Origin of the sequence: Corynebacterium wankanglinii, from assembly GCF_013601005.1 — a bacterium.
Taxonomy (GTDB): Bacteria; Actinomycetota; Actinomycetes; order Mycobacteriales; family Mycobacteriaceae; genus Corynebacterium; species Corynebacterium wankanglinii.
The window spans coordinates 1-12,371 of record NZ_JABFED010000003.1 but is presented as its reverse complement, the minus strand read 5'-3'; the positions used below and the strand labels follow the sequence as shown (position 1 = coordinate 12,371).

9 protein-coding genes and 1 rRNA gene are annotated in these 12,371 nt (G+C 57.7%); 4 read left to right on the top strand and 6 right to left on the bottom strand.

What is annotated here, in order from left to right:
- Positions 1–90 precede the first annotated feature (90 nt).
- Positions 91–1,764 carry a glycerophosphodiester phosphodiesterase family protein gene (locus tag HMA55_RS05440; protein WP_181192077.1) on the top strand — a complete coding sequence of 558 codons (1,674 nt, stop codon included), beginning with the start codon at positions 91–93 and terminating at the stop codon, positions 1,762–1,764.
- A gap of 205 nt (positions 1,765–1,969) precedes the next feature.
- Positions 1,970–3,085, top strand: a complete 1,116-nt coding sequence (galT, locus tag HMA55_RS05435) for a galactose-1-phosphate uridylyltransferase (RefSeq protein WP_181192076.1) — start codon at positions 1,970–1,972, stop codon at positions 3,083–3,085.
- On the opposite strand, the gene HMA55_RS05430 is transcribed toward galT, so the two are convergent.
- From HMA55_RS05430 to HMA55_RS05410, 5 genes are all read right to left on the bottom strand, one after another.
- Entirely contained in the window at positions 3,082–4,134 is a 1,053-nt protein-coding gene (locus HMA55_RS05430; protein ID WP_181192075.1) for a LacI family DNA-binding transcriptional regulator, read from the bottom strand. The genes galT and HMA55_RS05430 overlap by 4 nt on opposite strands.
- An 82-nt stretch (positions 4,135–4,216) precedes the next feature.
- Positions 4,217–5,080 carry a glycerophosphodiester phosphodiesterase family protein gene (locus HMA55_RS05425; protein WP_181192074.1) on the bottom strand — a complete coding sequence of 288 codons (864 nt, stop codon included), beginning with the start codon at positions 5,078–5,080 and terminating at the stop codon, positions 4,217–4,219.
- Positions 5,080–6,879: an ABC transporter permease gene (locus HMA55_RS05420; protein ID WP_181192073.1), complete on the bottom strand. Its 1,800-nt coding sequence runs from the start codon at positions 6,877–6,879 to the stop codon at positions 5,080–5,082. Before HMA55_RS05420 ends, HMA55_RS05425 begins: the two co-directional genes overlap by 1 nt.
- An 11-nt stretch (positions 6,880–6,890) precedes the next feature.
- Entirely contained in the window at positions 6,891–7,934 is a 1,044-nt protein-coding gene (locus tag HMA55_RS05415; protein WP_181192072.1) for an ABC transporter ATP-binding protein, read from the bottom strand.
- Between the two features lie 96 nt (positions 7,935–8,030).
- A complete protein-coding gene (locus HMA55_RS05410) occupies positions 8,031–9,080 on the bottom strand; it encodes an extracellular solute-binding protein (RefSeq protein ID WP_219910436.1) in 1,050 nt (349 codons plus the stop codon).
- Positions 9,081–9,323: 243 nt separating this feature from the next.
- Between HMA55_RS05410 and HMA55_RS05405 the strand changes: the two genes are divergently transcribed.
- Complete coding sequence (locus tag HMA55_RS05405; RefSeq protein ID WP_181192071.1) at positions 9,324–10,970, top strand: DNA repair helicase XPB; 1,647 nt, start codon at positions 9,324–9,326, stop codon at positions 10,968–10,970.
- 5 nt (positions 10,971–10,975) lie between these two features.
- Entirely contained in the window at positions 10,976–11,629 is a 654-nt protein-coding gene (locus tag HMA55_RS05400) for a DUF3239 domain-containing protein (protein ID WP_308239987.1), read from the top strand.
- A 618-nt stretch (positions 11,630–12,247) separates the two neighbouring features.
- Here the strand turns inward: HMA55_RS05400 and rrf are convergent.
- Positions 12,248–12,365, bottom strand: a 5S ribosomal RNA gene (rrf, locus tag HMA55_RS05395).
- Positions 12,366–12,371 lie beyond the last annotated feature (6 nt).

Sequence of the window (12,371 nt, the reverse complement as noted above, 5' to 3'; positions counted from 1 at the left end):
AGATGAACAGCAGAAGAATTTAATCTGAACAGCTGGATAGAATCCTCTTCCGGATTGAAAGCGCTTTCACCCTTTGGTTCAATGTTCGCTGTGAGAAACTCCATCAAATTTTCAGGCTCAATCGCAATCCTGGTCGGCCTATCTCAGATCGGCGCTATTACTAGCGTCGCGGCGGTTGCCGCAGAATCCACCATTGTCCAGTCGCACGACGCAGTTTCCCGCATTCGCCTTCCACACGGTCCTGCCCCGACTCCGTGGATCGCTGCCCACCGCGGCCAGTGGCGCGATAATCCCGAAAATTCAATTCCCGGCATTCTCGACGCTATCAAGGACGGTGCCGACATTGTGGAGATCGACATCAGCAGCACCAAGGATGGCCATCTCGTCCTCATGCACGATAAGACTGTCGACCGCACCACAAACGGAACGGGCAACGTTGCGGACATGACTCTTGAGGAGATCAAGAAACTGCGCCTGCGCCAGAACCAGGGCAATGGTCCCGCACCTGTAACCGAATATCAGGTACCGACCTTCAAGGAAGTTCTCGCGGCGGTGAAGGGTAAGAATGTGCTCCTCAACCTTGACAAGGGTTGGGAGCACCGCGACCAAATGCTCACGGAGATTCTGGAAGAGGACATGCTCCAATACGCCCTTTTCAAGGGATCCCCTACCGTCGAGGAAGCGGTCGCGTTTATGAAAGCGAACCCTGACGCCTATTACATGCACGTTATCAACGACAAGGAAGCTGACCACTTTGACAAGTTTGTCGAAGCCGGTGTCATGCCAGACGTTTTCGAAATCGCCTGGGACTCCGATTCCGACCCTCAAGGTGCTGACGATTTCTGGAAAAAGGTAGACGGCAAGGCCGCCATCTACGCCAACTCTATGTGGAACTCTGTGGGCGGTGGCCACACGGACGAGGCCTCCCTCATCGATCCGGCTACCGGTTGGGGCTACCACGTTGCCCGTGGCGCAGACATTATTCAGACCGACAATGTAAAGTCCATCTACGCTTGGCGCTCCGGCGAGGACATCACCAAGTACGGTCTGAAGGAAGGTTCTATTCGAGTCCAAGCCGAAGATTACGTGAACGATCCGGCGTGGTTCAAGGACGACAACGAGAAGAACGATTGCAAGGTTCCCGTTGCCCATCCCGGCAATCCGATTGACGCGTGCAACCTCGATGGGGCACAGATCATTCAGTACATCCGAGACGAGTTCTGGGCACTGGATTTCGATATTCCTAAGGACGGCGAGTACGAGCTGACCATGCGCCAGTCCGCCGACACCGAGCCCGGTGGCACCGTCACGGTGGAGACCGGCGATGGGCAGCGCCGAGTGGTGGCAACCCCGAATACCACCCACAACCGCCACTTCACGGTAATTAGCTTGGGCAAGTACGACTTGAAGAAGGGCACCAACCGAATCAAGTTCACTTTCACCCATCCCGACTACATGTCAGTCGACTGGGTTCAGGCCGACCTTGTCGTGCCAACGGCTACGACTGTAACCGCACCCGCACCAGCACCAGTAGTCACCACCGTCATCCCGCCCGCGCCGGCGCCGAAAACAACCGTTGTGACCACCACTGTTGCTGCCCCTACTGTCCAGCAAGACACTTCATCGAGGGCCGGTAGCAGCGCCGGGCTGTTCATCGGCGGCACCTTCCTCGGCGCGTTCGCAGTAGTTCTCGCTTTGATCGCCGGCTTGGGCGGCCCGATCAACACCGCCGCGGATCAGATTCGTGCAATGCTTCCGATGTAAGTCGGTTTCGAATCTCAACCCCCGTTTCCGCAGACCCCCGCCGCAATCTGAACTGCTCCCCATTAGTTGGACTGAGAAATCAGTTACCGACTACCGGGGAGCAGTTTTCAATGAGACCACGAAGTTCGCTGAGTGAGACTCAGCGGGGGTCTCACCACCAAATGCATAAATGACAGCCATCCGACGAATCTGAAAGGCCAAAAAGATGGGCGAGCTACGAGTAACCAGAACCAACCTTTCCGATGGCCGCGAGCTCCTCTATTTCGACGAGCCAGGCACCCCCGAACGAACCGCCAGCGATTTTCGCGACTTGGCGCGCGTGCAAACTGAGTCGTGGATGCGCCGAGATCCTCTGACCGGCGATTGGGCGATCTACGCGGCACATCGCCAGAACCGCACGTTCTTGCCTCCCGCAAACGAGGACCCTCTGGCTCCTACACGTCTGGGACAGCATCCTAGTGAAATTCCCGAAGACGATTACCAAATAACGGTTTTTGAGAACCGGTTTCCGTCGTTGAGTATGCACCTCGGCTTTGCGGAAGGCCACGATCCCTACGTTGGCGGAAATGAGCTCTTCCACCGCGCTCCTGCCCTCGGCCGCTGCGAGGTCGTGTGTTTCACCCCAGACGCAGACGGTTCATTCAAAGATCTCCCGCTGGCGAGAAAGCGTGCCCTCATCGACGTGTGGGCGCAGCGAACGGAGGAGTTGGAAGCCATCGATGATGTCGCTTTGGTGTTCCCGTTCGAGAATCGCGGCGAGGAGATTGGCGTAACTCTTCATCACCCGCACGGCCAGATTTACTCTTACCCGTTCGTGCCTCCTCGTGCTGCGGCCATCGCGAAACAGGCGCGCACCCATCGGTCGAGCCGGAGCACATCGCTCTTCGACGAGATCATCGCGGCTGAGCTCCATGCCGGCGATCGCGTTATCGCCGACACCCCCCACTTCCTCGTGTTCACCCCCGCCGCTGCCAAATGGCCCCTCGAAATTATGGTGATGGCAAAACGAGCGGTCCCCTCATTCCCCCATCTCACCTCCGAGGAACGGGATGACCTCGCGGCCATACTTGACTCCCTGTTCCGCGCAGTCGACATGTTCTTTGAGGGCGTTGAGCGGACACCCTACATTGCGGCATGGAACCAGGCACCCGCTAAGTCGCCAGACGATGGCAGGCTGCATCTTCAGCTGTTCTCTCTCATGCGCTCCCCCGGCCGGATGAAATACCTGGCGGGCAGCGAATCCGGGATGGGGGTTTGGGTTAGCGACACCACCCCCGAATCAGTTGCCAGTAAAATGCGACAACTATACGTTCCCGATTAGCGCCCGCCGCCTGAGAATTGATGAGCCGTGGCCAGCGTGCGCCCTGGCACAAAATGGCCCACTAGCGTTTCATGAACCACGGGCTGCCGCGGGTTTTCCAATCTTGAACCCATTACCTGAGAGGCCCGTGCCACTACCCCTTCAACAGGCAGCCGAAGAGTGGCTAGACCGAGATCCTGCCACCTCGGAAACACTCCATCCACGCCAGTAACGCTGACAGCTTCAGGAATTTTCAAGCCAGCCATAGTGCAATAGTCAATGAACTGCAAAGCTCGGTCGTCTGCGGGAAACATTACGCAAGTAGCGCGCCCGGAACTGACGAGTTCGAGAACCCGTTTTATGGTCGCCATCCGTTTGCCGTGTCCCCCAGCATCAACGACTGCAACGTCCACCCCTGCTTCTCGAAGAGTTCGGATCATCGCTAGCGACCTGTGCGACTCGGATGAAGACACCTCAGCGGGAACATTCACGACACAAACAGTCTGATGACCATGATAGATAACATTGTTCGCCATTATCTCGCCATGCGCGTCCTCGTCGTAAGAAATCGCTGTAATCTCATCGTGGAGTTCCGGACGCCCGATCGAAATCATCGGGACAGTATCAAGGAGAAGTTCCACGTCTGACGGGCGGATGGAGCCGGTCGCAAGAAATATGCCGTTGACACCGAGCTTTAGCATCCGGTCGAGCGCCGAAAGCTCGTCGGCGGTGCGGCCTCTGATTGTGGGCACCGAAGCAACGAGCTGGAAACCAGCTTCTTCTGATTGGCGCTGAAGCTGCGAGTAGAAGAAGCCGTAGTAGGTGCTCGCGGGATTTCGAAGCAGTAATCCCACCGTCGGAATCTCATTCTTGCGTCCCGCTAAGGTTTGAGCTGCAACATTAGGCACATAGCCTAACGAAGAGATTGCATCGTTTACTCGGGCGATCGTTTCTTTGCTAACCGAGGAATTCCCGGTCATTACTCGAGACACGGTTGCGCGGGAAACACCCGCAACGCGCGCCACATCATCCATCGTGACGCGCGTTTTGTGGCTGCGTGTGTTTTGCATTGACCGGCCTCGGGAAAGCTGACGGAGAAATGGTAAGCGCCAATTCTAATTGCCGCCGTCAACCGATGCCGCTCAGCCTCCCCTATTTGCGCGATGAGAGGAAGCGGTTGAGCAGCATCGGCCAATCGGTCTGGATGATGTCGGCGCCGTGATCTACAAGGAGACCCCAACCCTTTTCAGGTTCATCCAGAACCGAAACTTCGTCGTCCCAACCGAGAAATAGCGGAACACGGTTCGGAAGGTTCAGTGCATTGAGCTGCACCAAAAGATTCGCGTCATGCAGATTCTTTGCAAGATCGGGAGATGCCAACTCCGAGCCATCATTCTCCGCGACAATCTCGATTGCCATAGTGTTGATCCCGCCAAGCGAAAGGACGAGATCCACTTCTTCGATCGTTTTCACAATCGGCATGAATGGATACTTCACCGGGTGGGAGGCAAGCTCCTCTAACCACTGGATCGATACTGGCGCTTTTAGCAGCACCCGCTCTGCGCATTGAAAACTATCGAGGAACGGCAACAGTCTCTGCCAGTAATTCCACGACCGGTCGATGTTGATTATCGTATCCGAAGATGCCTCGAGAATGGTCGCGAGTTTTTCGACCCCGCACTTCTCAGCCTCGGCCGAAACAAAAGTTTCATATTGCAGGCGCTCCAGCTCCCCTGTTGACAGGGTTAAGATGTCTTGGTCCAACCCAAAGTAGTGACCTTCGTAGCCGTTGTGAAACGTGAAGAAATCACCGTCGGTCGATTCGATAACATCAATCTCCACAATGTCGGCCCCGGAGACTACCGCAGCCCGAACTGCCTTGGCTGTGTTCTCAACGATACTGCCCGAGTTCTGCCCTCGGTGAACAGCCACCAGTGGTTTCTTAGCTCTGATTGCAGACAAGAAGCGGTGGTTTATGTCTTGATAGGCGGGATCACCAATAACATCGAATGCCATTAATTCATAACCTCGTTCATTTTAGTCGGGAGCGCCCTACGGCGGAAGATGTTCCTCAGCCATCCCAATCCGAATCGGCGACGGGCGTGAGACGGCTTGCTGCTGCGACCGTAAACCGAGTAAAGCACCAAGCTAGAAATGATCATCAGGAGCACCGTGTAAACAAACGTGAGCGCAGTCGTATCATTCAAGGTGTCCGACTCAGTTGCGTTGTAGATGAAAATGCCTAACGGCTGGTAGAACGGGTGCGCAAGGAAGATTGCGGTGTCGTAGTCGTCCAACAACGCATTGAAGTTTCGAGCAGTGATTGCCGCAGCGACAGGCAATACGATTGGCAAAAGGATCTTCCTGAAAATATTGAACTCGCTAGCTCCAAGCAGTGACCCAGCTTCCTCGAGATTGTCGGGAACACCTGTGTAAGAGGCCTTCAGCATCCTGAGCGTAAATGGAATCTTCTCGATTACGTAACCGATTGCCAGCAGAATCACCGTGCCAGAAAGAACCTGCCCGAACACCAGTGGCTGCGGTGTGCTGAAGGTAAGCAGGAGACCCAATGCGATCATCGTTCCCGGCAGCAACCAAGGGATGTGCAAGAGGTACTCGAGCCAGATTGTCACAGTATTGCGGTGTCGCTGGATCAAGCGTGCGACAAAAAGCATCGCGAAAACAACCACCACTGAAGCAACCGCGGAGTACGCGATCGAGATAGCGAACGGTTTGATGGCGGCGGGATCCGTGAAGATGCGTGCGTAGTTGCTCAACGTGAAATCTGCAAAGCGAATTTGACCGCTGCTAATCGCCGAAGCATTAGTGAACGAGAAAATGAAGATTAGTACGGGCGGTGTGACATAGATCAGCCAGAGGAGCCACGCGAGGAAGTGGACAATGGCATTCACCACTGGGTTGTCAATCTTCTGTTTCTGAAGCGCAACCGGAACCTTAGACACAGAAAAGTAAGTTCCGCCCTTTTCGGCACGGTTAAGTATCGCCAGCATGATGATGGTCATGATGCCCAGGAACATAGCTAGCGTCGCAGCAAGGTCGCGAGAACTGACAGTCCGAGAGAAGGTCAGAATCATCGGCGAGATCGTCTGGAAGTTCTCTCCGCCAAGGATCAAAGGAGCGGTGAGAGCTCCAAGGCCTCCAAGGAATGTGAGAATCGTGATGGCGAACACCATGGGTCGAAGGACTGGTAGAACAACCGCTCTGAATGTTTGCCATGTCGAGGCGCCCATCTGTTTTGACGCTTCAATGGTCTGGTAGTCAATCTTCGAAATCGAGTCAGAAAGAAACAGCAGGTGACTTCCCGTCCCAGTGAAGGTCATGACCAAAATGACCGCGAGTGCACCTTTAAACCAGTTGGTGTCCATCTCGGGAAAGATCCTCGCCGCCGCGTTAGTCAGGTAGCCGTTCGAACCGTAAATCAGGTTGTAAGCCGAAACCATAACGACACCGCCGTAAAGCAGCGGCGTGGCGAATCCGAGAAATAGAATCCGGGAGCCCTTGATGTCAAAGTAGCGGGTGACGAGAACGATAAAGATGCCGACCACGTTCACCGTGATGCAGAGCGCGAATGCGAGAATGATTGAGTTTCGAAGCGACTTCATCGCACGCTCGGAAGCAAACAGCTTGGAGAAAACGTCTAAACTCCATTCGCCGTTCTGCCTGAACACTCCCAGTAGGAGTGAGAGGTTCGGCCAGATCAAAAAGGTGATAAGAACGTATGTCATCACGATGAGAACCACGATGTTGAGGGGGGACTTCAACATCGAGCGAATCGATAAAAGGTTTTTATTCATCGGTTCATCTCCTACTTCGCTACCCGGCGACCGTCTGCGTCGAAGCTGTTAATGGAGGAGTCTTCTAGCAGCAGCGTGACTTCGCGGCCTGCGATGTTCTGCGGGATTGGCCCCGACACGTTAACCCGCAAGGGAGCGCCGAGCGCGTTGACCTCGAGAACGGAGTGGTCACCCAAGTAGCTTTCGCTGACAACTGTCGCTGGGAGTCGTAGGGCGCTGCCGGCACTCGACTGAGCTTCAGCAGGTTGGATCGTCAGTCGCTCTGGCCGGATATAGTGCGTGTGCGACGGAGAGAGGTGCGCTCCTTGGTTATTCAGCTCAGCAATCTGAGCTTCGCTGAGCCCATTCACCTGCCCGAGGAAGGTGCAGACAAACTCCGTTGCCGATTCCTCATATAGTTCGCGCGGGGTGCCGACCTGTTCGATGCGCCCCTCGTCCAGCACAGCGATGCGGTCGGACATCGAAAGGGCTTCTTCTTGGTCGTGGGTGACGTAGACCGTGGTGATCCCCACCTCGGATTGGATGTCCTTCAGCTGGATACGCAGCTGCTTTCGAAGGCGCGCGTCGAGGTTCGACAACGGCTCGTCGAGGAGCAGAATACTTGGTTCCATGACCAGGGCTCGCGCGATAGCAACGCGCTGCTGCTGGCCGCCGGATAACTCAGAAATTTGCTTACCTAGTTGCTCGTCCGTGAGGGATACTTGCCGCGCCGCTCTGGTGGCCCGTTCTGAAATCTCACCCTTCGGCAATTTGGCCATTTTGAGGCCGAATTCAATGTTGTCGCGCACATTCATCGACGGGAACAGCGCGTAGTTTTGGAACACCATACCAATCCCGCGTTTTGACGGGTGAGCGTGAGTTACATTCTTACCGTCAATCGCAACCGTTCCTGAAGACGGTGTAATAAAGCCTGCAAGTGTGCGAAGTGCGGTGGATTTACCGCACCCGGAAGGGCCAAGGAAAGTGAAGAACTCACCCTCGTGGACGTCGAGGTTGAAGTCAGGGATTGCGACAAAGTCGCCATAGACAACCTTGATGTGGTCAAACTTGATCATTGGGATCTCCGAAGTGGCTTGTAGGAAAGTTTTTCAGAATAAAAGCCTCGTCTTCAGGAAACGAGGCTTTAAGCCAGATAGTGGTTCGGGCGGACCTTACAGGTACTGCAGCTCGATCTTTTCAATCCAAGACGGAAGGTTCTTCGCTACAGTCGGCCAATCAATGTCCTGGGCCTTGAAAGAATCAGTCTGCTGAACAGCATCTTGGTTAGCCTCAGCGAGGGCATCCTTGTTCACGGGAGCTGTGAAGAACTCGTTTGACCACGCAGCTTGAATTTCGCCCGAACCGAACCAGTTGATGAACTCCTCGGCCTTGGCGTTGTCACTGCCTGCCACCTTTGCAATGTGCTGGGTCGCCATCGGCACACCAATCGCCGGGTGAACAGCGCTGGTTTCGATACCGTACTCCTTCTCGCGGTTCGCCTTGCCTGCCAGCCACATCTGACCAGCGTCAACTTCATCGGACTTCATGCGGGCGTAAAGGTCAGTACCCTTCACGGACTTCACACCGTTCTTGAAGTAGGCTTCGATTGCGTTCCATCCCTCGTCGGACACGCCCAAGTCGCCTGTTTCGTCGAGATGGCGGGAGAGGATACCGGAAAGCACCATCTGCGTAGTTGCGCCGCCAAGACCAGACGGAACCTCATAGCGGTTGTGGAAGCGATCTTGCTCCCACAGGTCAGTCCAGTCCTTTGGAGCGTCTGCTTCGGTGAATGCCGCATCGTTATAAACGAGCATGATTGGCTCGCGCACGATCGGCCAGTACTGCTCATCATCGCCGAGACCCGCCTCAACCTTGTTAGACCAATCTGGCTTGTACGGTTCTAGGACCCCATCAGCTTTCAGGTGCTCAAAGAAGACATTGTTCAAACCGAAGACCACGTCAGCCATCGGGTTTGCCTTTTCAGCCACGAGCCGGTCTTGGATATCGCCACCGCCGAGGTTGACGAACTCAATTTCATAACCAGCCTCGGCGGCCTTTTCAGCGAGCCATTCGCCGCGGCCGTCAGAAACTGAGTTTGAGTAGATGACTAGCGGATCCTCGGATCCGCCCTCAGAGGACGAGCTGCAAGCCGCTAGAGAAAAGGCAGCGGCGACGGAGGCGATCACAGCAGTTGCTTTCTTCAAGATGGTTGGGCGATTCACGAAATTGCCTTTCGATCACAGTTGACAGGAGCCAAAGCGGTTCTCACGAAAATGACCATGCCGAATCACTTCGTGAACGCGCTTTCATTCGCATATTCCATGCCAAGGGTAAAATTCTGTTAACCAAAACCTTAATCGTGCAAGAATAGTTGGAAGCGCTTTCGTAACATGTTCGGCCAAAAGGGTCATTCCCCTTTTATTCCCGTTGACTGATACGACGCCCCCCAGAGGCATAATGCTCGCATGACTCATAACGACGGCCCACTGATCGTCCAATCGGACAAGACCGTCCTGCTCGAGGTCGCGCACCCAGACGCGCCCAAGGCCCGCGCCGCGCTCGCCCCCTTCGCAGAGCTGGAGCGCGCGCCCGAGCACGTCCACACCTACCGCATCACCCCGCTGGCGCTGTGGAACGCGCGCGCCGCCGGCTTCGACGCCGAGCAGGCCGTTGACACCCTCGAGCGCTACTCGCGCTTCCCCGTGCCGCAGGCGCTGCTCGTGGACGTGGCCGAAACCATGGCCCGCTACGGCCGGTTGAAGCTGGTCAACCACCCCGCCCACGGCCTCATCTTGGAGGCCGATGACCCCGCGATCCTGGTCGAGGTCACCCGCTCCAAGAAAATCCGGCCGCTCATCGCCTCGCCTATCGACGACCTCACGGTCCCCGTCCACCCCTCCTCCCGCGGCCAAATCAAACAGGAGCTGACAAAGCTGGGCTGGCCCGTGGAGGACCTCGCCGGCTACGTCGACGGCGAATCCCACCCCATCGCCCTGAACCACAACGGCTGGCAGCTTCGCGACTACCAGCAATACGCCACCGAATCCTTCTGGGAGGGCGGCTCCGGCGTGGTGGTGCTACCCTGCGGCGCCGGCAAGACCATCGTCGGCGCCGCCTCCATGGCGCAAGCGCAAACCACCACCCTCATCCTGGTCACAAATACTGTGGCGGGCCGCCAGTGGCGCGACGAGCTGCTGCGCCGCACCACCCTCACCCCCGAGGAGATCGGCGAGTACTCCGGTGAGCGCAAGGAGATCCGTCCCGTCACCATCGCCACCTACCAGGTGGTCACCCGCAAGACCAAGGGCGAATACCGCGCGCTCGAGCTGTTCGACTCCCGCGACTGGGGCCTCATCATCTACGACGAGGTCCACCTCCTGCCCGCGCCCGTTTTCCGCATGGCCGCGGACCTGCAGTCGCGCCGCCGCCTGGGCCTCACAGCCACCCTCGTGCGCGAGGACGGCCGCGAAGACGACGTGTTCTCCCTCATCGGCCCCAAGCGCTACGACGCCCCATGGAAAGAACTCGAAATGGCCGGCTACATCGCCACCGCCGAGTGCGTCGAGGTCCGCACCACGCTTTCCGACGAGGAACGCCTCACCTACGCCACCGCGGAGACCCGCGAGCGCTACCGGCTGGCGGCCTGCTCGCGCGGGAAACTGGAAGTCGTCGATAAGCTGCTGGCGAAGCATGAGGGCCAACAGACCCTGATCATCGGCGCGTACGTGGACCAGCTCGAGGAGATCGCCGCGCGCATCGATGCCCCGCTCGTCGACGGCAAAACCACCACCAAAAAACGCGAGGAGGCGTTTCAGGCGTTCCGCGACGGCGCGATTCCCACCCTCGTAGTGTCCAAGGTGGCGAACTTTTCAATCGACCTGCCGGAGGCCGCCGTAGCCATCCAGGTTTCCGGCACCTTCGGCTCGCGCCAAGAAGAAGCCCAGCGACTAGGGCGGTTGCTGAGGCCAAAGTCCGACGGCTCGGAAGCCGTGTTCTACACCGTCGTCGCCCGCGACACCCTGGATTCCGAATACGCCATGCACCGCCAACGTTTCCTGGCCGAACAGGGCTACGCGTACCGGCTCGTGGACGCCTCCGACCTTTACACTTGAATGCCATGAGTGGCATGAAGGTATTCAAGTTCGACGTCGACGAGGATTTTGCGAAGCAGCACAACGAGATGGTGCGCGACACCCGCAGCTTGGTCGCCTCCGGCATCGCCATCTTCGTCATCTCTGTCATCGCCGGCGCGGCAGTATGGTTCCTCGTCGATGCGGCATCGCCCTGGCGCTGGCTCGGCTCCATAGGCCTCGTTCTGTTCGGAGTCCTCATGCTCGTCGTTGCCATGCTCATTCCCCGGAAAGTGGGCGGCATCCAGGAGCTCTACGACCACCACCCACTGGCCCCCGCCATCATCACCGAGCGCGCCGGGACCACCGTAACCCTGACCGCGCTGGTCAACCTGAACGTGGACCCCGACCAGCCGCCGCGATGGGGCATCACCTCCCGCGTGGTGCAGCCGCTGCCTAACACGCCCGACAGGGTGGGCACCAAAGTGCCCGTCGCAGCCATTGGCGCGCAGCGCTCCGCACGCGACCAGCAGCATTGGCAGACCATCACGCCCATGCCCATCGCGTGGGGAACTCCGAACGAGGCAGTAGTCTCCTCAGCGCGAGGAGCAATCCCCCAGGAGCAGTGGAACCTACTCGAGCGTGCGCGCAAGAAGTCCGAACTTGTCGAGCAATCCAAGAACGCCCTGATGGAACTTTAACGCTCCTCCTCGGGGCGGGGTGGGTCGTGCGGGGTGGTTGTCGTTGTAGTTTGGCAGTTGGTCGAGTAGTGGAGGTCGAGTCCGTAGCTATGCGGGGGTGTGCTCGACCTGGGGTACTCGACTTTCGCCACTGTGGGCTCCTTCGTGGGTGCGGATCCTGCCACCGCGGCGTATGTGGCCTCCTGTCGATAGGTAGAGCCCCGCTGTTGATTGCGGTGTGGTGGTGCGGGTTGTGGTTGTCGAGTAGGGCCCGGGGGTGGGGGTGTGTTCGACGTGGGGTACTCGACCTCCAGCACGAACCGGCGTGTGCGCATGATCTGACATATCACCAATGGCGACTAGGGGGAACACGGCCTGATTCTGGGCCCAGTGTCAGATCGTGCGCAGGCAGGGTGGTGCGGGCCCGCCGCGTCGCGTGGCGGTGGTCGAGTGGTGGTGGTCGAGTACGGCCCGGACCACCGGAGTGCTCGACCTGGGGTACTCGACGTTCACCACACAATCAGCGCCACCGCACACGCAACCCATTACCGGTTGCTTGCGGGGTGTCCCGCTTGTATAGATACGTGAAAGCACCCGCCCACACATGGTGTGGGCGGGTGCATAAGTGTGAAGTTGTTGGGTCGGCGGTAACCTACTCTCCCACTCCCTCCCGGGGGCAGTACCATCGGCGCGGGCGGGCTTAGCTTCCGGGTTCGGAATGGGACCGGGCGTTTCCCCGCCGCTATCAACCACCGACACACCT